General features: G+C 74.6%; 14 protein-coding genes. 9 read left to right on the plus strand and 5 right to left on the minus strand.

The window, feature by feature from the left end; all coding sequences use genetic code 11:
• Window positions 1-155: 155 nt before the first annotated feature.
• The gene (pulA, locus tag MF672_RS35910) at window positions 156-3827 is read right to left on the minus strand and encodes a pullulanase-type alpha-1,6-glucosidase (protein ID WP_247815589.1); all 3672 of its coding nucleotides are present in this window, start codon (window positions 3825-3827) and stop codon (window positions 156-158) included.
• Between the two features lie 199 nt (window positions 3828-4026).
• On the opposite strand from pulA, the gene MF672_RS35915 reads away from it, so the two are divergent.
• The 9 genes from MF672_RS35915 (at window position 4027) to MF672_RS35955 (ending at window position 18998) form a co-directional block, all read left to right on the plus strand.
• On the plus strand, window positions 4027-5316 hold the full coding sequence (locus tag MF672_RS35915) for an extracellular solute-binding protein (protein WP_242383760.1): 1290 nt from the start codon (window positions 4027-4029) through the stop codon (window positions 5314-5316).
• Between the two features lie 3 nt (window positions 5317-5319).
• Window positions 5320-6309 carry a carbohydrate ABC transporter permease gene (locus MF672_RS35920; RefSeq protein WP_242383761.1) on the plus strand — a complete coding sequence of 330 codons (990 nt, stop codon included), beginning with the start codon at window positions 5320-5322 and terminating at the stop codon, window positions 6307-6309.
• On the plus strand, window positions 6306-7154 hold the full coding sequence (locus MF672_RS35925; RefSeq protein WP_242383762.1) for a sugar ABC transporter permease: 849 nt from the start codon (window positions 6306-6308) through the stop codon (window positions 7152-7154). The genes MF672_RS35920 and MF672_RS35925 overlap by 4 nt, the downstream gene beginning before the upstream one ends.
• A gap of 68 nt (window positions 7155-7222) precedes the next feature.
• Entirely contained in the window at window positions 7223-8959 is a 1737-nt protein-coding gene (locus MF672_RS35930) for an ABC transporter ATP-binding protein (RefSeq protein WP_242383763.1), read from the plus strand.
• 583 nt (window positions 8960-9542) lie between these two features.
• Window positions 9543-10088: a hypothetical protein gene (locus MF672_RS35935; protein ID WP_247815590.1), complete on the plus strand. Its 546-nt coding sequence runs from the start codon at window positions 9543-9545 to the stop codon at window positions 10086-10088.
• A gap of 14 nt (window positions 10089-10102) precedes the next feature.
• Window positions 10103-11314 carry a hypothetical protein gene (locus tag MF672_RS35940; protein WP_247815591.1) on the plus strand — a complete coding sequence of 404 codons (1212 nt, stop codon included), beginning with the start codon at window positions 10103-10105 and terminating at the stop codon, window positions 11312-11314.
• Window positions 11315-11376: 62 nt separating this feature from the next.
• Window positions 11377-14781, plus strand: a complete 3405-nt coding sequence (locus tag MF672_RS35945) for a phosphodiester glycosidase family protein (protein ID WP_242383447.1) — start codon at window positions 11377-11379, stop codon at window positions 14779-14781.
• A gap of 100 nt (window positions 14782-14881) precedes the next feature.
• Window positions 14882-16075: an amidohydrolase family protein gene (locus MF672_RS35950; RefSeq protein WP_247815592.1), complete on the plus strand. Its 1194-nt coding sequence runs from the start codon at window positions 14882-14884 to the stop codon at window positions 16073-16075.
• Window positions 16076-16109: 34 nt separating this feature from the next.
• Window positions 16110-18998 carry a glycoside hydrolase family 2 TIM barrel-domain containing protein gene (locus tag MF672_RS35955; protein WP_242383449.1) on the plus strand — a complete coding sequence of 963 codons (2889 nt, stop codon included), beginning with the start codon at window positions 16110-16112 and terminating at the stop codon, window positions 18996-18998.
• A gap of 129 nt (window positions 18999-19127) precedes the next feature.
• On the opposite strand, the gene tuf is transcribed toward MF672_RS35955, so the two are convergent.
• The 4 genes from tuf to MF672_RS35975 all read right to left on the minus strand — a co-directional run bounded on the left by tuf (window position 19128) and on the right by MF672_RS35975 (window position 23396).
• Complete coding sequence (gene tuf, locus MF672_RS35960) at window positions 19128-20288, minus strand: elongation factor Tu (protein ID WP_242383545.1); 1161 nt, start codon at window positions 20286-20288, stop codon at window positions 19128-19130.
• A gap of 211 nt (window positions 20289-20499) precedes the next feature.
• Window positions 20500-20844 carry a putative quinol monooxygenase gene (locus MF672_RS35965; protein ID WP_242383544.1) on the minus strand — a complete coding sequence of 115 codons (345 nt, stop codon included), beginning with the start codon at window positions 20842-20844 and terminating at the stop codon, window positions 20500-20502.
• Window positions 20845-20884: 40 nt separating this feature from the next.
• Window positions 20885-22732: an o-succinylbenzoate synthase gene (gene menC, locus MF672_RS52470; protein WP_247815593.1), complete on the minus strand. Its 1848-nt coding sequence runs from the start codon at window positions 22730-22732 to the stop codon at window positions 20885-20887.
• 40 nt (window positions 22733-22772) lie between these two features.
• Window positions 22773-23396, minus strand: a complete 624-nt coding sequence (locus MF672_RS35975; protein WP_247815594.1) for an acyclic terpene utilization AtuA family protein — start codon at window positions 23394-23396, stop codon at window positions 22773-22775.
• Between the last annotated feature and the right edge of the window lie 40 nt (window positions 23397-23436).

Here is a 23436-nt window from a genome sequence, read left to right on the forward strand (position 1 = left end):
TGATCAAGGTGATTGTCCACGGATGCTCCACTGCTCCACGCGATCGCCGTCTATCCAGTCTGCGCGCTCGTTCCCGGCATTTCCAGCGCTTTGTCAGGGACGTGAGCCTTTCGTCCTCTCCTGCGCCCGCTGCCCGGAGCCGCCCGGCCGAAACGTCACCCCCCGACGAACACCGCGACCGTCCGCCCGGGCACGACGAGCGTGCCGCTGCCGCGCTCGGCGGCCGACGCCCGGACCACCGGGTCCGCCGAGCCGGCCTGCACCGGGTGCAACGCGACCTCCCGCCCCACGAGCGCGGGCACCGGCTGCCTCCGCTCGGCCGGCGTGGCGTTGAAGACCACGGTGACCGAGCGCCAGCGCTCGTCCAGGCCGGCGGTGTCCACGTGCATGGCGATCACGCCCTCGGGCGAGGCGGGGAACGTCAGCCGCCGCCGCACCTCCTCCGCCGACCCGAGCGCGAACGCCGGCGTCGAGGCGCGGATCCGCAGCAGCTCCCCGAAACGCGCCCGCGCCGCCTCGATCGCCGGGCAGCCGGGACGCAGCGCCGGGTCGGCCAGCAGCGGCCGGGCGTAGGCCCAGCGCGCCTCGTTGTCGGCCCTGGGCGGCAGACCGCCGCCGAAGCCGTTGCCCGCCGAGCAGTCCCACAGCAGCCGGTTGAACCAGTCGCCGGAGTCGTAGGAGTTGCGGTCGAAGGACTTCGAGCGCAGCCGTTCGCTGCCCGCGTGCACGAACGCCGCCCCCTGCGACAGCAGGGCCAGGGCCAGCGACAGCACGTGCATGCGCACCCGGTCGGCCATCGGGGTGCGTGGCGGCAGCTTGTAGGCCAGCGCGTCGAACAACGTCTCGTTGTCGTGCGCGTCCACGTACAGGACGGCCTCGCCGGGCGCGGCGGTGTAGCCGGCGGGCGAGCCGTTGTGGCGCAGGTCGGCGGCGGTGCGGCCGGAGGGCAGCAGGTAGTCGCGCAGATTGCCCGTCAGGCCCACCCTGATGAGGTCGGCGTAGTGGGCCAGCCGGGCCCGCTGCTGCTCCGGGCCGCCGTTGGCGGGGCTGCCGTTGGGCGATCCGGCGAGGCCCGAGCCGAAGCCCTGCACCCGCGGGTCCGCGTCGAACGGCCCGCCGCCGCGCACCGCGTCGCGCAGCCCGTCGGCGAACGTGGCGACGCCCGTCCCGGCCAGGTTGGCCTGGGTGGCCTGCTCGAAGCGGGCGTCGTCGGCGACCTCGCCGAAGTTCCAGCCCTCGCCGTACAGGATGATCGAGCGGCCGTCCACGCCGTCGGCCTCGGGCGTGAGCGCGTCGAGCGCGCGGCGTACGGCGAGGATGTTGTCCTTCGGGTGGTGGCCCATCAGGTCGAACCGGAACCCGTCGATCTTGTAGTGCCGGGCCCAGGTGACGACGGAGTCGACGACCAGGCGGCCCATCATGAGGTGTTCGGGCGCGGTGTTGGCGCAGCAGGTGGAGGTGGCGACCGAGCCGTCCTCCAGCAGGCGGTGGTAGTAGCCGGGGACGATCGGGTCGAGCACCGACTCGGAGTGGGCGTGGTTGTAGACGACGTCCATGACGACGCGGAGACCGGCCTGGTTGAGCGCGGCGACCATGGCGCGGAACTGCCGGATCCGGTCGTCGGGGTCGGTCGCGTACGAACCCTCCGGCACCGTGTAGTGCAGCGGGTCGTAGCCCCAGTTGAAGGAGTCCCTGGCGGCGGTGCGGAGGACGTGCTCCTGCTGCAGCTCGGAGTCGGGCGGCAGGGCGGCGAGGTCGGCGGTGGGCTCGGCGCGGTCGGCGCGCCGCTCCGGGACGGTCGCCAGGTCGAAGACGGGCAGCAGGTGCACGTGCGTGACGCCGTCGCGGGCCAGCTCGCGCAGCTCCCGCATGCCGGCCGAGTCGAGGCCGAAGGCCGCGTACGTGCCGCGCAGCTCCGCCGGCACCGTGCTGTCGGAGGCGGAGAAGTCGCGCACGTGCAGCTCGTAGATCGCGGCCTGGTGCGGGGGGACGGGGGCGGGCTTGACCAGGTCGTCCCAGCCGGGCGGCTTGGTGGCGGCGGCCTCCAGGCGGGTCAGGCGGCTGCGGACGCCGTCGGGGGCGGTGGCCAGGCTGTAGGGGTCGGTGACCTCGCTGGTGACCATTGCGCCGGCGGCGGGGGAGTAGGCGGTGACGAGGAAGGTGTAGTCGCGGCCCGCCCAGCCGGGGGAGCCGTGGGCGGACCAGACGCCGGTCCGGCCGTCGCGCCGCATCCGGTGCACGGCCCGCCTCCCGCCACCGTCCTCACCGGCCCGTCCGGCGTCGCGTTCGTCTCCGTGGAGGACGAGCTCGACGGTGCGGGCGGTCGGGGCCCACAGGGCGAGGCGCGGGAGGAGGCGGCCGGTGGGGCCGAGGGTGGCGGTGGCCGCCGCCGCGTACAGGTCGTCCAGGACACCCGGCAGCTGCACGCCCGTCGCCGCGACCAGCCCGCCGTCGGCGTCCCGCGCCACCGCCACCACCTGGCCGCGCAGGGCCGCGCGGGCCTGCCGGGCGTCGCGCGGGTCCACCTTGAGCACGGTGTACCCGGCCAGGTGCGGCCACTTGCGCCGCTGCCTCCCGGTCAGCTCGCCGGGGAGGCCGAGAGCCGCCCCGCCGCCGCCCGCGCCGCCGCCCCCGCCGCCGCCCCCGCCGTCCCCGCCGCCGTCCTCGCCGCCGTCCTCGCCGCGGACGCGCCCGGCGCGGGCGGGGTCGCCGTCGAGGTCGTGGCCGTCGAAGGTGATGGCGGCGTCCGGGTCGAAGGCCAGGACGTGCCGCAGCGAGCGCGGCACCTGCCACAGGACGGTGTCCCGGTCGATCCAGTGCGCCCGGCAGTGCCGCAGGTCGGCGTCCGGCCGCGGCGGCCGGGGCAGGACGTGCCCCGCCGCGCCGGCCACCCGCCACACCTCGTGCCCGGACAGGACCGTCTCCAGCGTCACCTCACCCACCGGATCCCGCCCGTCGCCTCGCCCGCCACCGTCCCGCCCGTCGTCGTCGCGCCCCAGGCCGTCGCGCCTGTCGCCGCCCCGCCCGTCGCCGTCGCGCAGGTCGTAGGTGAGGCTCGGCGCGCCGGCGGCCAGCGGCACCCGGAACACGGCCCCGAAGGCGTCCCGTCCGGCGGGCGGCAGCGGGCGGCCGGGCTCGGCCGCGCCGCCGCCCGGGTGCAGCTCCCAGCCGTCGTGGTCGCCGTCCGGCCGCCGGTAGTGCAGCACGATCACGCCGTCGGCGGCGGCCCTGGTCGGGTGGGCGATCGGCGAGCCGGAGTTCACGTACGCCTCCGGCTGCCGCGCCGGGACGATCCGCTGGTCCGGCCCGGGGTCCTTGGCCGCGCCGGCGTGCACGACGAACCCCAGCTCGCGCTCCGGGTCGCGCAGCGGCACCCGCCAGTACACGCCGAAGGAGTCGGCCCCGTCCGGCGGGCGCGGGCGCGTCCAGCGGGTGACGGCCCCGTCGGCGACCGCCTCGCCCCAGACGTGCAGGCCCCACCCGTCGTACGCCCCGTCCGCCCGCCGGTAGCGGATGACCGCGTGCCCCTCGGCGGCGGCCCGCGAGGCGAACACGTCCTCGCGGCCCTCGGTGAGCCAGATCTCCGGGGTCCGTGACGGGTCCACGACGCGGTCGCCGCCGTCCTTGACGTCGCCGCGATGCGGCAGGACGCCGACCGCGCGGGCGCCGGGCGTCAGCGGGATCCACGCGAAGCGCCCGTAGGAGTCCTCGCCCACGGGGATCAGCGGCGTCCGCCACCCGGTCGGGCGGGCCACGTCGCCCCACACGTGCAGCCCCCAGCCGTCGTGGTCCGCGCGCCGGTAATGCACCACCAGCAGGTCCTTCATCCCTGCCTTGCTTACGCGATTTTCGCCCGCCGGGCCAGACCTTCCACGCCCTCTGTAAGTCTTTCGAGAAATTTCTGAAATGCGAGGCCGAACCGATGTAACAACTTGCAGAATCCTTACGAACGCCACTACCCGACGGCGTCACGTCGGCGTAACCTCCGGCTTACTCCCCTCCGATCCGAGCTGTGAGGAGAAGGACATGCGACGACTCTTACCTGCCGCGACCGTCCTTGCGGGCCTGACACTGGCGGTCGCCGCCTGCGGCGGAGGCGGGGGCGCGCCGGCCTCGCCCGCCCCATCGGCCGCCGACCCCACGAAGATCACCGGCGAGGTGACCTGGTGGGACACGACCCGGCCCGACAGTGAGGGCCCGGCCTTCCAGGCCCTGATCAAGGAGTTCGAGACCGCCTACCCCGGCATCAAGGTCAAATATGTGAACGTGCCGTCGGACCAGGCCCAGAACCAGTTCCAGACCGCCGCCCAGGCGGGCAGCGGCGCACCGGACGTGATCCGCTCGGAGGTCGCCTGGACCTCCCAGTTCGCCTCCCTCGGCTACCTGCAGCCGCTGGACGGCACCCGCGCGGTGGACAAACCCGACGACTTCCTGCCCGGCCCGCTGAGCAGCACCAAGTACAACGGCAAGACCTACGCCGTCCCCCAGGTGACCGACACCCTCGCGCTGATCTACAACAAGCGGCTGCTGAAGGAGGCCGGCCACGAGGAGCCGCCGAAGACCGTCGCCGAGCTGAAGCAGACCGCGCTCGACGTCAAGGCCAAGACCGGCGCCGCGGGGCTGGCGCTCAACGTCGACTCCTACTTCCTGCTGCCCTTCATGTACGGCGAGGGCGGCGACCTGCTCGACGTCCAGAACAAGAAGATCGTCGTCGACTCCCCGGCCAACGTGAAGGCCATGCAGACCGTCGCCGACCTGATCAGCTCCGGCGCCGCGCCGAAGCCCGCGACCACCGACAGCTACGCCAACGCCATGACCGCGCTCAAGGACGGCAAGGCCGCGATGATCTACAACGGCCCGTGGGCGCTGTCGGAGATCTACCAGGGCAAGGAGTTCAAGGACAAGCAGAACCTCGGCATCGCTCCCGTCCCGGCCGGCTCGGTCAAGGCCGCGGCCCCCACCGGCGGCTGGAACCTCGCCATCTACGCGGGCTCCAGGAACATCCCGGCCGCCTACGAGTTCGTCCGCTTCATGACCACCCAGAAGGCCCAGGCCGACATCGCCAAGAAGATCAGCCTGCTGCCCACCCGCGCCTCGGCCTACTCCGACCCGGCGGTGCAGGGCAACCGGGACGTGGCGGTGTTCCAGCCGATCATGGACACGGCGGTGCCGCGGCCGTGGATCCCGGAGGGCGGCCAGCTCTTCCAGCCGCTGCTGGAGGGCTACCAGGACCTCGTCGGCGGCAAGTCCCCGCCCGCGGACATGCTGAAGAAGGTCAGCGACCAGTACCACGGCATCATGAAGGACTGGAGCTGACCGGTGACGGTCTCGACCGGGAACGCGACGGCCGCGCGGCAGGAGCCCCGCGGCCGCCGCCGTGAGAGGCCGGGCCGGCTGCGGCGCTCCTTCGGCGCCCACTGGTACGCCTGGGCGATGGTCGCGCCGGTGCTGGCCGTGATGCTGGTGCTGATCGGCTGGCCGCTGGCGCGCGGGGTGTACCTGTCGCTGACCGACGCCACCGAGGCCAACATCGGCCGCACCATCGGTGTGAACGTCATCCCGTCCACCTACGAGTTCGTCGGCCTGGACAACTACCTGCAGATCCTCACCAGCGCCGTGTTCTGGGACAAGCTGCTGTGGACGGTGATCTGGACCGTCGTCTGCGTGGCCGCGCACTACGGCATCGGCCTGGCCCTCGCCGTCATGCTCAACAGGAGGATGCGCTTGCGCTCGCTCTACCGGGTGCTGCTGATCCTGCCCTGGGCGGTGCCCGCGTTCGTGGCGGCCTTCATCTGGCGCTACCTCTACAACAGCGACTACGGGGTGATCAACGGCATGCTCAAGCTGGCCGGCCTGGCCCCGGTCGGCTGGCTGGACGACCCGACCACGGCCAAGGCCGCGGTGATCGCGGTGAACGTGTGGATCGGCGTGCCGTTCATGATGGTGGCCCTGCTCGGCGGCCTGCAGTCGATCCCGTCGGAGCTGTACGAGGCCGCCGAGGTGGACGGGGCCGGCCCCTGGCAGCGCTTCCGCGCGATCACCCTGCCCGGCCTGCGCCGGGTGTCGTCCACCGTGATCCTGCTCGGCACGATCTGGACCTTCAACATGTTCCCCATCATCTTCCTCGTCACCCGGGGCGGCCCCGGCAGCGAGACCGAGATCCTGGTCACCTACGCCTTCCGCGAGGCGTTCACCGGCGTCCGCAACTACTCCGGCTCGGCCGCCTGGGGAGTGATCATCCTGCTGATGCTGGTCGTGCTCGCCGTCGGCTACCGCAGGACGCTGCGCGCGCAGGGAGACCCCTGGTGAGCGGGCGCCGGCCGCGCGGCGAGCGCGGCCCGCTCGCCTCGGTCGGCCTGCACGCCGGTCTGCTGCTCGCCGTGGCGATCAGCCTGTTCCCGGTGGTGTGGCTGGTGCTCACCTCGCTCAAGCCGCGCGACGGCTGGCTGTCGAGCGAGCTGCGTCTGTTCGACGACTCCTCGCTGGACAACTACGCCCGGGTGCTGACCGCCACCGAGTTCCCCCGCTGGCTGCTCAACAGCGTGCTGACCGCCGGGCTCACCATGGTCGCCGGGGTGTTCCTGGCCGCCACCACCGGGTACGCGGTCAGCCGCTTCCGCTTCCCCGGCCACCGCGGCGTGATGTGGCTGCTGCTGGTCACGCAGATGTTCCCGGTGGCGATCCTCATCGTCCCGCTCTACAACCTCATGGCGGGGCTCGGGCTGCTCAACCAGATCCCGGGGCTGGTGATCGCGTACATGACGATCGCGGTGCCGTTCTGCGCCTGGATGATGAAGAGCTACTTCGACACCGTGCCGATCGAGATCGACCAGGCGGGGCTGGTGGACGGGCTGACGCCGTTCGGGGTGTTCCGGCGGGTGGTGCTGCCGCTCGCCCGGCCCGGCATCGCGGTGACCGCGTTCTACTGCTTCATGACCGCGTGGGGCGAGGTCGGCTACGCCACGGTGTTCATGTCGCAGGAGGACAAGCGCACGCTCGGCGTCGGCCTGCAGCAGTTCGTCGGCCAGCACTGGTCGGACTGGGGGCTGATGACCGCCTCGGCGGTGCTCATCGCCATCCCGGCCGGGGCCGTGTTCCTGCTCGTGCAGCGGCATCTCGTCACCGGGCTGACCGCGGGGGCCACCAAGGCATAGCCCGACATACGGCCGAAATCCGCCTCAGGAGATGATATTGGGCGGTTTTCGGCCGTATTGGGGGATCAGTGGTCAACGCTCTGGATCATCAGTACCGCGGCGAGCATCCCGTCCGCACCCTCGCCTACCTCTTCCGCCAGGACCGCGGCCGGCTCGCCGCGGCCGTCCTCGCCTTCCTGGTCAAGCACAGCCCCACCTGGCTGCTGCCGCTCATCACCGCCAACGTCATCGACCTCGTGGTCGCCCACGGCCCCGTCGCCGAGCTGTGGGCGAACGCCGCCGTCCTGCTCGCGCTGCTCCTGCTCAACCTGCCCTTCCACCTGCTGTACGTGCGCTGCATGCACGGCGCGATCCGCCGCGTCGGCACCGGCCTGCGCTCGGCGCTGTGCCGCCGCATGCAGCAGCTGTCCATCGGCTACCACTCGCGGGTCAGCGCCTCGGTGCTGCAGACCAAGGTCATCCGGGACGTGGAGAGCGTCGAGCAGAGCGCCCAGCAGGCGAGCGACCTCGGCCTGAGCGCCCTCGCCCAGCTCGCCGGCGGCCTGGCGGTGATCGCCTGGCGGGTGCCGTGGGCCGTCCCCGTCTTCCTGGTCGTCGTCCCGGCCGCCGCGCTGCTCGTCGTCCGGCTGCGGCACCGGCTGCGCGAGGACAACGAGAGCTTCCGCCGCGAGATCGAGCGCCTGTCCACCCGCGTCGGCGAGATGACCACGCTCATCCCCATCACCCGCGCCCACGGCCTGGAGCAGGACGCCCTGCACCGCGTGGACGGCACCCTCACCCGCGTGCTGCGCACCGGCCTGCGCCTCGACCTGCTCAACGGCCGCTTCGGCGCGCTGGCCTGGATCCTTCTCAACGCGCTCGGCGTGACCTTCCTCGCCGGCTCCGCGCTGGTCGCCTACTACCAGGTGCTGCCGGTCACCGCCGGGGACGTCGTCATGCTGACGACCTTCTTCACCACCCTCACCTCGTCGGTGACCGCGCTGCTCGGCCTCACCCCGGTCATCAGCAAGGGGCTGGCCTCCGTCCGCTCCATCGGCGAGGTGCTGCAGGCCCCCGACCTGGAGCAGAACGCGGGCAAGGCCGAGGTCGCCGCCGTCCGCGGCGAGGTCGAGTTCCAGGACGTGCACTTCTCCTACGGCGAGGGGGCGGCCGTCAGGGACCTCAGCCTGAAGGTCCGCCCCGGCGAGACGATCGCGCTGGTCGGCGCGTCCGGCGCGGGCAAGTCGACCGTGCTCAACCTCGTCATCGGCTTCCTGCGCCCCACCGCCGGCCGCATCCTGCTCGACGGCCGCGACATGGAGGAACTGGACCTGCGCAGCTACCGCCGCTTCCTGTCGGTGGTGCCGCAGGAGTCCATCCTGTTCGAGGGCAGCATCCGCGAGAACGTCACCTACGGCATGAGCGACGTGGACGACGAGCGGGTGCGCCGCGCGCTGCGCGACGCCAACGCGCTGGAGTTCATCGACCGCCTGCCCGACGGCCTCGACACCGTGGTGGGGGAGCGCGGCGCGCGGCTGTCCGGCGGCCAGCGCCAGCGCCTCGCGATCGCCCGCGCCCTGATCCGCGACCCGCGCGTGCTCGTCCTCGACGAGGCGACCTCCGCCCTGGACACCCGCTCGGAACGCCTCATCCAGCAGGCGCTCGGCCGCCTCGTGCGCGGCCGGACCGTCTTCGTCGTCGCCCACCGCCTGTCCACCATCAGGAACGCCGACCGCATCGTGGTCATGCACGAGGGCCGCGTCGCCGAGACCGGCACCCACGAGGAGCTGATGGCCCGCCGCGGCGCCTACGCCGCGCTCGCCTGAGCCCCGCCGCGGCCGGGCCGGATGCATAACGTCATGGAATAGTCACTGTACGTGATACAGCCAGTACAGGATGCTGGTGACATGGACGGGTTCCTCGACGACACCTGCGGCGGCCTCACCGAGCTGCGCGTGCACGGCGTGTCCGGCACGCCGCCGCAGATCACCTTGCACCACCCCCACCCCTGGCGCGTGGCGGGCGACGGCGTCACCGGGTTCTACCGCCGCTGGTGGCCGGAGGGCCGACCGGCCGGCGGCGACGCCGACGTGCCGGGCGTGCGCCACCGGGAGGCCTACGCGTGGGGCGGGCTCACCTCCGGCGGCCGCACCGTCGCGCTGTGGCTGCCGCTGCTGCCGTTCTCGCTGGTCAACCTGACCTACTTCATGCTGCCAAGGCCGGCGCGCGGCCGGTGGCTGCGGCGCCTGGCCGAGGCCGCCCTGCGGCTGTTCGCGCTGCTGCTGACCGGCGCGCTGGTCGGCGCGGTCACCCGGGCGAGCGTCGACCTGCTCGGCTGGCAGTGCACCGCCCCGGCCGCGCCTGCACGCGGCCCGGCGCGCCCGGCTGGGCGCGCTGGCTGGCCGAGACGTGGGCGGCCGAGCCGTCGCGGCGTGCTGGCCGTCAGCTCCGCGCTCGCGCCGCTGCTGGTGGTGGCGGTGCTGTTCCTCGGGGCGCACCTGGCGGCGCGACGAGCAGACCACCGCGCCGCCCGCCGCGTCCTTCGACGGCGGGCCGCGCGCCCGGCTGCCGCTGGCCCAGGCCCGGCTGTGGCACGGCGGCGCGCCGGTGTGGCGGCTGCGCGTGGTGCACGTGTCCTTCGCCACCGCCTCGGTCGGGCTGGCCGTGGCCGGGCCGTTCGCCGGCACCCGGCCCGGGCTCGTGCTGACCGCCGCCAACGCCGCCGTCCAGGCCGCCGCCGCCGTGCTGGTCGTGCTGCCGTGGATCGGCCGCCGCCTCGACCCGCACGCCGGGGCCGCCGTCCCCGCCTGGCTCGGCCTGGCCTGCCGGGCGCTGCGGCTCGCGGCCGGGCTGGCGCTGGCCGCCACCGCCGGGGCGGCGCTGGCCGGGCTGGGCCCCGGCGAGCCGGGCGGCAGCTGCCCGGCGTCGGCGCCGGCGCCGTCCAGTACGCGCTGACCATCGGGCTCGGGGTGTTCCTGCTGGCCGCCATCGGCGTGCTCGCCGTGCTCGACCGGCCGCGCCGCGGCGCCGGCCCGATCGAACGGCGGGCGCTCGGCGGCCTGGCCGGGTGGGTCGCCCTCATGCTCGCCGCCGGCACGGCCAACGTCCTGTCGCTCGGCCTGCTGTTCTGGACCGCCGCCTACCTGGGGGAGCCGGGCGCGCTCGCCGAGCCCGCGCCCCTGGCCGCCAAGCTCTACCTCGACGACGCCGTCTGGTGGACCGCCGCCCTGGTGCCCCTGCTGGCGCTCGGCGCGCTCGCCGTCGCCGGGCTCCTGTGGCGGGCCCGCCGGGCCGAGGCCGCCCGGCTGGCCCCGCGCCTGGCCCACTACTACGGCCAGCGCAACGCCCGCACGGTCGCCGGCGTCTGGGCGCTCGCCGCGATCACCGACCGCGCCGGGCTCGTGCTGGGCGTGCTCACCGGCGTCGGCGTGGCCGGCTTCGCGGCGGCGACCGCGATCCACCTGTCCGGGCTGTTCCCGCCCGTGGGCGGGATCGCCGGAGTGCTCTCCTCGGCCGGCAGCTGGGCGCTGGTCGCCGTCGTGGTGGCGCTGGCGCTGATCGGGCGGCGCACGTACGGCGACACCCGGTTGCGCAGGACGGTCGGCATCCTGTGGGACATCTCGACCTTCTGGCCGCGCGCCGTCCACCCGCTCGGCCCGCCCTGCTACGCCGAGCGGGTCGTCCCCGAGCTGGTCGCCCGGGTCGGCCGGCTCGCCCGCACCGAGCACGACCAGGTGATCCTGTCCGGCCACAGCCAGGGCAGCGTCATCGCCGCCGCCGTGGTCCTCCAGCTGCGGCCCGAGCTGCGGCGGCGGGTCGCGCTGCTGACCCACGGCGCGCCGCTGCGCCGCCTGTACGCGGCCTTCTTCCCCGCCTGGTTCGGCACCGACGGGCTGGCGGGGGTACGCGCCGCGGTGCCCTGGTACAACCTGTACCGGCTGAGCGACCCCATCGGCGGGCCGGTCTTCCGGCACGTCGACCCGTTCGGGCCGGCCGGCAAGGGCGCGGCGGGCGACCCGGTGGACCGGTTCTGCTGGGACCCGCGCCGCCCCGCGCCCGGCGAGCCGCTGCCCGAGGCCCGCTGGCACTCCGACTACTGGCTCGAACCGTCCTACGACGTGGCCTTCGACAAGCTGGTGCGGGTGAAGACCCGCGGTATGACGGCACCTGTCAAGATCTGAAATTTTCTTTTAGTTCACCCTTCGGTCTTGAAAGTTATATCCGCGAGCGATTGAGTTCGGTCGTGCAGACCCTCCGAATGCTGGCCGCCGCGGCGCTCACGTTAGGCCCCCTGGCCCTGACGGCCGTCCCCGCGCAGGCCGACCCCGCACCACCCGCAGAGGACGCGCTCCAGGCGTCGTCCTACCCGCCGCCCTCCACGCTGCTGACCCGCGCCGCCGCCGGGCAGCAGCGGCTGGAGACCGCCAAGCGCACCCGGCCGGTCGCGCCCGGCATCTCGCTCACCTCGTTCGACACCTACGACGCGCTCGGCTGGCTGCGCGCCGACGCCCTCACCGCCGAGCTCGGCGGCTCCGGCAACCGGGCCGACTACGTCTTCTCCGGCGAGGTCACCAAGACCGAGCCGCTGTCCGGCCCCGCCAACCGCTCCCACGCCGTCGCCGCCGTCAACGGCGACTTCTTCGACATCAACAACTCCGGCGCCGCCCAGGGCATCGGGGTGCAGGACGGCACGCTCGTCCAGTCGCCCGTCGCCGGCCACGAGAACGCCGTCGCGATCACCGGCGACGGCGTCGGCCGCGTGCTCAAGATGTACTTCGAGGGCACCGCCACCCCGGCCGGCGCGCCGCCGATCGCGCTCACCCAGTTCAACCAGATCGTGCAGCGCGACGGCACCGGCCTGTTCACGCCGCTGTGGGGCTCCTACACCCGGGCCCGCGCCGTCGAGGGCGCCACCGCCGTCGCCGAGGCCGTCCTCGTGGACGGCGTCGTCACCGAGGTCAGGAACGCCGCCGGCACCGGGCCCATCCCGGCCGGCACCACGATCCTGCTCGGCCGCGACGCCGGGGCCGCCGCCGTCGCGGCGCTCAAGGCCGGCGACCGCGTGGACGTCGCCTACCGGCCCAAGCCCGCCGACGGCGGCGACGTCAAGGCCGCCGTCGGCGGCAACTGGGTGCTGGTCAAGGACGGCGTCGCGCAGAACAGCACCGACCCCGCAGCCCACCCGCGCACCGCCGTCGGGTTCTCCGCCGACGGCCGCACCATGCACCTGCTCACCGTGGACGGCCGCCAGGCCGACAGCCGCGGCGTCACGCTCAACGAGCTGGCCGCCATGATGATCGACCTCGGCGCCGCCAACGCGATCAACCTCGACGGCGGCGGCTCCTCCACCCTGCTCGCCCGCGAGCCCGGCGCCGCCGAGGTGCAGGTCGAGAACAGCCCCTCCGACGGCGGCGAACGGCACGTGCCCAACGGCCTGGCCCTGTACGCCCCCGAGGGCAGCGGCAAGCTCAAGGGCTTCTGGCTGGAGACCGCGAGCGACCCGGCCAAGGCGCCCGGCGTCGGCCCCGTCGCCGGCGGCCGCCCCGACCGCGTCTTCCCCGGCCTGACCCGCAGGCTCACCGCCGCCGGGTACGACGAGACCTACGGCCCCGCCGCCGGCACCCCGTCCTGGCGGGCCGAGCCGGCCGTGCACGGCGTCGTCCGCGACGGCCGGTTCCACGCTCTCGTGCCCGGCCAGACCACCGTCACCGCCGCGCGCGGCGCGGCCAAGGGCAGCATCGGGCTGACCGTGCTCCAGCCGCTGCGGAGCCTCGGCGCCACCGCCGACCGGCTCGGCATCCCCGGCGCGGACGGCACCGCCACCTTCGGCGTCGTCGGCTACGACCGCAACGGCAACTCCGCGCCGATCGAGCCCGCCGACCTCACCCTCGACTACGACCGCGACCTGCTGGAGGTCACCGCGGCCGAGCACGGCTACTTCACCGTCAAGGCCAAGCGGGCCACCGGCTCCGGGCTCGTCACCGCCAAGGTCGGCAAGATCAGCACGGCCGTGCCGGTGACCGTCGGGTTCGAGGAGAAGCCGGTCGCCGACTTCGAGGACGCCGCGAAGTGGACGTTCGCCGCGGCCCGCGCCACCGGCTCGTTGTCGGCCGCGCCCGGCCAGAGCGGCGGCGGCCTCAAGCTGTCCTACGACTTCACCACCTCCACCGCCACCCGCGCCGCCTACGCCAGCCCGCCGCAGCAGATCGTCGTCGACGGGCAGCCGCAGGCGTTCGGCCTGTGGATCAACTCCACCGGCAAGGGCGAGTGGCCGAGCCTGGAGTTCTACGACGCGCTCGGGCAGTCGCAGATCCTGCGCGGCCCGTACCTGACGTGGACCGGCTGGAAGTACGTCGAGTTCCCGGTGCCCGCGGGCGTCAACTACCCGCTGAAGCTGCGGCGCTTCTACGTGGCCGAGACCAAGGCGGACGCGAAGTACACCGACGACATCCTCATCGACGGGCTGGTCGCCAAGGTGCCGCCGTCGGTGTCCGCGCCCGCCGCGCCCAAGGCCGCCGACCCCGTCGTCAAGGCGTCGGTGGCGGACATGCCGTGGCGCTTCGCGGTCATGTCGGACGCGCAGTTCGTGGCCCGCGACCCCGACAGCGACATCGTCAGGAACGCCCGCCGCACGCTGCGCGAGATCAAGGCCGCCCGGCCCGACTTCCTCGTCATCAACGGCGACCTGGTGGACGAGGCGTCGCCGGAGGACTTCGCGCTGGCCAGAAAGGTGCTCGACGAGGAGCTGGGCGGCGAGCTGCCCTACTACTACGTGCCCGGCAACCACGAGGTCATGGGCGGCGCGATCACCAACTTCACCAGCGCCTTCGGGGAGACCTACCGGACCTTCGACCACAAGGGCACCCGTTTCATTACCCTCGACACCTCCCGGCTGACCCTGCGGGGCGGCGGCTACGACCAGGTCGCGATGCTCCGCGCCGAGCTGGACAAGGCGGCGAAGGACGGCTCCGTCGGCTCCGTCGCGGTGCTGTTCCACGTGCCGCCGCGCGACCCCACGCCCGGCAAGGGCAGCCAGCTCGGCGACCGCAAGGAGGCCGCGCTGGTCGAGGGCTGGCTGGCCGACTTCCAGCGCGAGACCGGCAAGGGCGCCGCCTACATCGGGGCGCACGTCGGCACCTTCCACGCCTCCCACGTGGACGCGGTGCCGTACTTCATCAACGGCAACTCCGGCAAGAACCCCGCCACCGCCGCCGACGACGGCGGGTTCACCGGCTGGTCGTTGTGGGGCGTGGACCCGGTGACCAAGGCCGAGGCCGCGAAGGTGCGGCTCAACTGGTTCGTGGACGCGCCCGACTGGATCGGCACGCAGGTCCGGCCGCACGTGGACGAGCTCGTCCTCACCGCGCCCGCCTCGGTCGCGGTCGGCGTGCCCGCGCAGGTGCGCGCCGAGGTCAGGCAGGCCACGCGGACGGTGCCCGCCGCCTACCCGGTGTCGGCGTCGTGGTCCGGCTCGCCGAACCTGCACATCGGGTCGCGGGCCACGGCCCGGCCGCGCGACGTCGCCGTCCTCGACCCGGCCACCGGGACGCTGACGGCGCTGCGGCCCGGGCAGGTGACGGTCGCCGTCACCGTCAACGGCGTCACCCGCCAGGCCGCGGTGGCCCTCACCGCCAAGGCCGCCGCCTGACCCGCTGAACGGGCCGGCGCCCCGGCCGGCGAGCCCCCGCCGTCGGGCGGGGGCTCGCCTATGCTGGCCGGACGGCCGGCCCGCCCACGGAGGAGCGCCGATGTCCCTCACACCCGATCCCGCCCCTGACCTCGTGCCCGCCGGGCTCGCGCGGGCCATCGCGGAGCTGCCGCTGGTGGACCACCACGTGCACGGCGCCACGCACCGCGACCTGTCGCGCCGCGCGTTCGAGGAGCTGATCACCGAGTCCGACCGGCCGGTGCCCGAGTGGATGACCTCGTTCGACTCCCAGGCCGGGTACGCCGTCCTTCGCCACTGCGCCCCCATCCTCGGCCTCGCCCCGCACTGCTCCCCCGAGGAGTACCTCGCCCGCCGCGCCCGGCTCGGCGCGGCCGAGGTCAACCGCCGCCTGCTGGCCGCCTCCGGCATCGCCCACTTCCTCGTCGAGACCGGCTACCGGGGCGAGGAGGTGCTGGGGCCGTCCGGGATGGCCGAGGCGAGCGGCGTCCCCGCCGACGAGGTCGTGCGGCTGGAGACGGTGGCCGAGCAGGTGGCCGCGGACGGGTGCCCGGCGGAGGCGTTCGCCGGCCGGTTCGAGGAGGCGCTGTGGGAGCGCAGCCGCACCGCGCGCGGGCTCAAGACGGTCGCCGCCTACCGGTGCGGCCTCGATCTCGACCCGGCCAGGCCCGCCGCCGGCGAGGTGGCCGAGGCGGCCGGCCGCTGGTTCGCGGCGGGCGGCCGGCTGGCCGACCCCGTGCTGGCGCGGCACCTGATCTGGGCCGGGCTGGACCGGGGGCTGCCGCTGCAGTTCCACATCGGCTTCGGCGACCCCGACGTGGACCTGCGCCGCGCCGACCCGCTGCTGCTGCGCGGGCTGATCGAGCTGGCCGAGCCCACCGGGGTGCCGCTGCTGCTGCTCCACTGCTATCCCTACCAGCGGCACGCCGGGTTCCTGGCGCACGCCTACCCGCACGTGTTCTTCGACGTCGGGCTCGGCGTGACCTTCAGCGGGGCGCGGGCCGCCGCCCTGGTGGCGGAGAGCCTGGAGGTGGCGCCGTTCGCGAAGATCCTGTTCTCCTCCGACGCGTGGGGGCCCGCCGAGCTGCACCACCTCGGGGCGGAGCTGTGGCGGCGGGCGACGGCGCGGGTGCTCGGCGGGTTCGTCGCGGAGGGGGAGTGGTCGCCCGGGCAGGCGCTCCGGGTGGCCGCCATGATCGGCTCGGGCAACGCCCGCCGCGTCTACGGCCTCCCGCCCCTCGATCCCCGGGGGCATGGACAGACGACCCACGACTGACGAAACCGGTCGTGACGTTCTAGGCTCGGCGTCGATGGATCTCGAGACTTTCGCCCCCGGCTCCGGACTGCTCGCCCCCCGGGCGGCCCTTCACTCCGACGCGCCCGCCCTCGACCTCAACGGCACGTGGCGCTTCCGCCTGTCACCGCACGCCGATGTCCCCGAGGACTTCGCCGACCCCGGCTACGACGACACCGGCTGGGACGAGCTGCCGGTGCCCTCCCACTGGCCGCTGCACGGCCACGGCGCGCCCGCCTACACCAACGTCTCCTACCCGTTCCCCGTCGACCCGCCGCACGTCCCCGACGAGAACCCGACCGGCGACCACCGCCGCGTGTTCGACCTGCCCGAGGGCTGGAGCGGCGGCCGGCTGCGCTTCGAGGGGGCCGACTCGCTGGCCCGGGTCTGGCTCAACGGCCACGAGCTGGGCTTCTGGACCGGCAGCCGGCTGCCCGCCGAGTTCGACGCGGGCCCCTGGCTGCGGCCCGGCCGCAACGTGCTGGCCGTGCGGGTGCACCAGTGGTCGGCCGCCAGCTACCTGGAGGACCAGGACATGTGGTGGCTGCCCGGCATCTTCCGGGACGTCACGCTCACCCAGTCCACGGCCGACGTCTTCGTGCGCGCCACGCACGACGGCCGGCTCAGCTTCGACGGCCCGGGCGGCCGGCTCGACCTGCCCGAGCTGGGCGTCGCCGGCCTGGAGCCGGGCGTCGAGGTGCGGGTCGCGGCCGAGCCGTGGACGGCCGAGACGCCCCGCCTGTACGACGCGACCGTAACCTTCCCCGGCGAGACGGTGCGGCTGCGCGTCGGCTTCCGCACGATCTCCATCGAGGACGGCGTGCTGCTCGCCAACGGCCGCCCGCTGCTGCTCAAGGGCGTCAACCGGCACGAGTTCCACCCCGCGCGCGGCCGCGCGGTCACCCGCGAGACCATGCGCGAGGACGTGCTGCTGATGAAGCGGCACAACGTCAACGCCGTCCGCACCAGCCACTACCCGCCCCACCCCGCCTTCCTCGACCTGTGCGACGAGCTGGGCCTGTGGGTGGTCGACGAGTGCGACCTGGAGACGCACGGCTTCGGCCAGGTCGGCTGGCGCGGCAACCCCACCGACGACCCCCGCTACGAGGCCGCCCTGCTCGACCGAATGCGCCGCATGGTCGAACGCGACAAGAACCACCCGAGCGTCGTCATGTGGTCGCTCGGCAACGAGGCGGGCGTCGGCCGCAACCTCGCCGTCATGGCCGGCTGGGCCCGCGACCGCGACCCGTCCCGGCCCCTCCACTACGAGGGCGACTGGTCCTGCGCCCACACCGACGTCTACTCCCGCATGTACGCCTCCCACGCCGAGGTCGAGGCCATCGGCCGCCGCGCCGAGGACCCGCTGGACGACCCCGCGCTGGACGCGCGGCGGCGGGCGATGCCGTTCCTGCAGTGCGAGTACGCCCACGCCATGGGCAACGGGCCCGGCGGCCTCGCCGAGTACCAGGAGCTGTTCGAGCGCCACCCGAGGCTGGCCGGCGGCTTCGTCTGGGAGTGGATCGACCACGGCCTCGCGCACCCCGCCCTCGGCTACGCCTACGGCGGCGACTTCGGCGAGCCGCTGCACGACGCGAACTTCGTCATCGACGGGCTCGTGTTCCCCGACCGCACGCCGTCGCCCGGCCTGGACGACCTGAAGAAGGTGTTCGAGCCGGTCCGGTTCTCCTTCGCGGACGGGACGGTGCGGATCGTCAACGGGCACGGCTTCCGCGACCTGTCCCACCTGCGGTTCGTCGCCACGGTCGAGGTGGAGGGGGAGGTCGTCGCCGAGCACCGGCTGGAGGTGCCGGCGGACGGCGGCGAGGTGAAGCTGCCCGATCCGGCGTACGGCGCGGCGAACCCGCGGGCGGAGCGCTGGCTGACGGTGCGCGCCCTGCTGGCGGGCGACGAGCCGTGGGCGGCGGCGGGCCACGAGGTCGCCTGGTCCCAGACCCGGCTGTCCCCGTCCCCGGCCACCGACACGCCCGCCACCGACCTGCCGGCCACCGACACGCCTCCCACCGGCACCCCGATCATCGACGGCGGCGTCCCGGCGTCCCCGGCCGCGCCCGAGACGGCCGTGCCGCAGGCCGTCGCGCTGGTCCGCGACGGCGACGAGCTGACCGCGCCCGGCGGGTCGGCGTTCGACGCCCGGACCGGGCGGCTGGTGCGGCTGTTCGGCCTGGACGTGACGGGCCCGCGCCTCGACCTGTGGCGCGCGCCCACCGACAACGACCGCTACGGCGGGCTCGAGGCCCGCTGGCGCGCCCTGGGCCTGCACCGCCTCACCCACCGCACGGACGCCGCCGAGCCGGACGGCGACACGCTCACCGTCCGCACCCGCGTCGCCCCCGCCGCCTCCGACCTCGGGATGCGGGCGACGTACCGGTGGACCGCCGGCGCGGACGGCGGACTGCTGCTGCGGGTGGAGATCGAGCCCGAGGGCGACTGGCCCGGCCCGATCCCGCGCCTCGGCCTCAGCATGACCCTGCCCGGCACGGCCGTGGACCGGGTCACCTGGTTCGGGCGCGGCCCCGGCGAGGCGTACCCGGACACCGGCCTCGCCGCCCGGGTCGGCCGCTGGACCGCCACCCTCGACGAGCTGCAGACCCCGTACGTCCACCCGCAGGAGAACGGCCACCGCGCCGAGGTGCGCTGGGCGGACTTCGGGCCGTTCCTGGTCTCCGGCGACCCGGTGTTCGGGATGACGGCCCGCCGCTGGGGCACCGAGGAGCTGGCCGCCGCGCGGCACCGTCCGGACCTGGTGCCGGGGGACCGCGTGCACCTGCACCTGGACCTCGCCCACCAGGGCATCGGCACGGCCACCTGCGGCCCCGGCACGCTGCCCGCCTACGACCTGCACGCCCGCCCCGCCACGTTCACCCTCCGCTTCACCCCCGCCTGAGGGGCGCGAAGGCCGGGCCCCGCCGCACGAGCGGGGCCCGGCCTCCCGGACGCGCCGCCCTCCTGCCGGGCCCGGCCTCCCGGACGCGCCGCCCTCCTGCCGGGCCCGCCGCGCGCGGCGGGCTCCGGCTCAGGCGGTGAGGATCGTGCCCGCGCCGACCGTCAGCCCGCCCTCGCGGATCGCGAACCCGAGCCCCGGCTCCAGCGCCACCGGCCGGCCCAGCTCCACCGCCGCCTCGACGGTCTCGCCCGGCTGCGCGGGCCCGTCCAGGCGCAGCTCGCCGGGCACGTCGGTGGTGCGCAGGTAGAACTGCGGCCGGTACCCGGAGACGACCGGCCGCCGCCGGCCGCCCTCCTCCGGCGTCAGCAGGTAGACGCGCGCGGTGAACGCCGCCCGCTCGCGCTGGCTGCCCGGCTCGGCCAGCACCATGCCGCGCCGCACCTGCTCGCGGCGCACCCCGCGCAGCAGCACGGCCGCGTTGTCGCCGGCCTCGCCCCGCTCCATCGTCTTGCCGAACGTCTCGACGCCCGTCACGACCGCGCCGAACCCGCCGCCGAACCCGACCGCCTCGACCTGGTCGCCGACCCGCACCGAGCCGCGTTCGATGGCCCCGGTGACGACCGTGCCGCGGCCGGTGACCGTCAGCACGTTCTCGACCGGCATGAGGAACGGCGCGTCCACGTACCTGACCGGCACCGGGACGTGCTCGTCCACCGCCCGCAGCAGCGCCTCGACCGACGCCGTCCAGACCGGGTCGCCCTCCAGCGCCCGCAGCCCGGACACCCGGACCATCGGCGCGTCGCCGTAGCCGTGCGCGGCCAGCAGGTCCGCCAGCTCCAGCTCCACCAGGTCGGTCAGCTCCGGGTCGGCGCCGTCGGCCTTGTTGACGGCCACCACCAGGTGCTCGACGCCGACCCGCCGGGCCAGCAGCACGTGCTCGCGGGTCTGCGGCATGATGCCGTCGTGCGCGGACACGACGAGGATCGCGCCGTCGAGCTGCGCCGCCCCCGTGATCATGTTCTTCACGTAGTCGGCGTGGCCCGGCATGTCCACGTGGGCGTAGTGGCGGGTGTCGGTCTCGTACTCGACGTGCGAGATGTTGATCGTGATGCCCCTGGAGGCCTCCTCCGGGGTGCGGTCGATCCGCTCGAACGGCGTGTACGTGGCCTGGCCGCGCTCGGCCAGCACCTTCGTGATGGCCGCGGTCAGCGTGGTCTTGCCGTGGTCGACGTGCCCCATCGTGCCGATGTTGAGATGCGGCTTGTTGCGTACGTAGGCCTGCTTGGCCATGGTTCCTTCCTCGACTGCCCGGTGTCCGTGTGACCCGTCCCAGGGGCTCCGACCTCCCCCCGCCGGGTCACCTCAGGACTCACGGGAAGAGGTCAGCGCTCCAGGCCGCCGAAGGCACGCTCGCGGGCGCCCGGCAGTGCGGGCGTCGCGGGGCGAGCGTGCAGGAACATGAGGACCATGATGCGGTCGCGTCCGCCCGGCCGCAACGCATTTATCCGCCCGGCCGGACCTCCGGGAAGGCGGTGACCTGCGGATGCGACTCCACCCACTCCCGCAGCTCGGGCCCGGCGGAGCCGTACACCTCGGCGAAGACCAGGTCCGCGCACTGCGCCACCCGCGCCAGCGGCTCGGCGCCGCGCTGGTTGTGCGCGAGGGCCGCCGCCGCGTCGGCGTACTCCTCGATCACCAGGTAGCCGCCGGGCCCGTCGGCGAACCAGCGGTAGGCCAGCGTGCCCGGCTCCTCCTCGGCCTGTGCGCGCAGGGCCCGCACCGCCTCCTCGAACTCCGGCCGGCGTTCGTCGCGCACGTCGAAGCGCGCCCTTACGTAGAAGCTCATACCGGCATTCGACCAGACGCCGGCCCGCCGCGCCGCGGCGTCACAGCGCGATCCACTCCGTGGCCGTGGTGACCTCCGCCAGCACCTCGGGCAGCGGCTCGACGCCGAGCCCCGGCCCGGACGGCACCCGCAGGTGCCCGTCCGCCAGCTCGAACGGCTCCGTCACGTCCGTCGCGTAGTAGCGCCGCGACCCGGAGGTGTCGCCCGGCAGCGTGAAGCCGGGCAGCGCGGCGAGCGCCACGTTCGCCGCCCGGCCAAGGCCGGTCTCCAGCATGCCGCCGCACCACACCGCGACCCCGTGCGCCCGGCACAGGTCGTGCACCCGCCGCGCCTCCAGGTAGCCGCCCAGCCGGCCCGGCTTGATGTTGACGATCGAGCAGGAGCCGAGCTCGATCGCGGCGGCGGCGTGCGCGGCCGACTCGATCGACTCGTCCAGGCAGATCGGGGTGCGCAGCAGCCGGGCGAGCCTGGCGTGCTGCACCAGGTCGTCGTTGGCGAGGGGCTGCTCGACGAGCAGCAGGTCGAAGGCGTCCAGCTTGGCCAGACGGGGCGCGTCGGCCAGGGTGTAGGCGGCGTTGGCGTCAACCTGGAGCAGCACGTCGTCGCCGAACCGCTCGCGGACCGCGCGCACCGGCTCGACGTCCCAGCCGGGCTCGATCTTCAGCTTGATCCGCACGTACCCCTCGTCGAGGTAGCCCGCGACGGCGTCGAGGAGCTGCGGGATCGTGTCCATGATGCCGACCGACACCCCGCACGGCACCCGCGTGCGGGCGGCGCCGAGGAACCGGCCGAACGACTCGCCGGCGGCCCTGAGCTGCGCGTCCAGGACGGCGGTCTCCAGCGCCGCCTTGGCCATGCGGTGCCCCTTGACCGGCTCCAGCGCGCGGCCGACGGCCTCGGCGTCCAGGGCGGGCGGCAGGGCGGGCAGCAGGAAGCGGCGGATCACGTCGGCGGCGCCGTCGACGTACTCGGGGGAGTAGTGCGGCTCGGACATGGCCACGCACTCGCCCCAGCCCTCGGCCTCCGGCGTCACGACCCGCACGAGCAGGACGTCGCGGGCGGTCTCGGTGCCGAACGAGGTCCGGAACGGCGCGACCAGCGGCATCGCGATGCGCCGCAGCTCGACTCCAGTGATCTTCACGCCTTCTTCTCCACAACGTAGCAGGACTTGCTGGAGAACCCGGTGACGACCCGGCCCTCGGCCATGAGCCCGCCGAGCACGTCCCGTACGGCGTGCCGCCAGGCGCGGGCCGCGCCCGGGTCGGCGCCGCGCAGCCGCTCGACGTCGGCGGGGACCGCCACCAGCACCGTATCGTCGCGCGGCCGCCCGGCCGGGCACCGGCCGGCCGCCGTCGTCGGCGAGCGCCACCGCCGCCCCGCGCGGGCAGCCCGGCGCGGGAACGGGCGCGGGGCCGGGCGCCGTCGGCCATTCGGTCAGCAGCCGGTCGGACTCCTCACCGAGGCCGATCGCGTCACCCGTCACGCCGTAGAAGTCCGGCAGGTACGCCACCGGCCGCGCCCCCAGCTTGGCCAGGCTGAAGTGCGCGTCGCGGCGCACCAGCGGGTCGAAGGTCCAGGTGACGCGCGCCAGCCCGCGCTGCCGCGCCCAGCTCCGCTGGTGCAGCTTGAGCGCGTGCCCCGCGCCGGGCACGACCGCGCCGGTGACGTGCGAGCGCAGCGCGTCGCCGGCCGCCAGGAACCCGACCGACGCCCCCACCAGCCGGTCGCCGTCGAACGCGCCGGCCGCGTACCCGCCGGCGTGCGTCAGCGCCCGCATCAGCTCCACCGTGACGGGCGGCGCCGCGTCGCCGAAGCGCCAGATGGCCTCGAACAGCGCGTAGACCTGCTCGAACTCCGCGATCGCGCGCAGCTCCCTGACCCCGAACACCCTCGCCGCCCTTCCCGCGCGGCCCGCCCGCGCGGGCCCGTCAAGGCGACGCTATGCCATGGCGGGGCCGCGCCGATCCGTGCCGCACCACCGGGCGTCCGTCGCCGCGGCCTACGGGACGCCGGCGCAGGGAGCGATGAGCACCCGGCTCGGGGCCTCCTGGCTGAGCCGGACCGACTCCAGCGGCACCGTCACCTGCGGCGTGTGGTAGCGGCCGCCGGAGAAGCGGTCGGCGAGCCCCGCCCGCACCGCCGCCGCCGACACGTGCCCGTCGAGGGCCGCGGCCGTCGCGGCCGATCTCGACCGCGCACGGGCCGGGCTGCGCGGCCAGCGCCAGCCCCGCCACCGCCGCGCCCGCCAGCGCGCCGAGGTCGGCGCCGGTCCAGCCGTAGTGCCACATGCCGGCCGCCATCACCGGCGCGGCCGGGCACGAGCCGGGCTCGATGAGCACGACGTCCATGCCGCGCAGGAGCTGCCCGGCGATCTCCTCGGCGCCCCTCGCCACCCTGGTGCCGGCGCGCAGCCCGGGCAGGTCGGGCAGCCGGCCGCCGGTGGAGAAGATGAGCTTGATGCCCGGCTCGGCCGGGCCCGGGCTGCTGTCGCGCCACCCGCAGGCGACGAGGTCGATCGTGTCGGCCGACCTCCATGTGCCGATGCGCAGCATGATGGATGACTACCCTGCGACGCGGCCGGTGACACACGGT

This window comes from Actinomadura luzonensis (assembly GCF_022664455.2).
In the GTDB taxonomy this organism is placed as follows: Bacteria; Actinomycetota; Actinomycetes; order Streptosporangiales; family Streptosporangiaceae; genus Nonomuraea; species Nonomuraea luzonensis.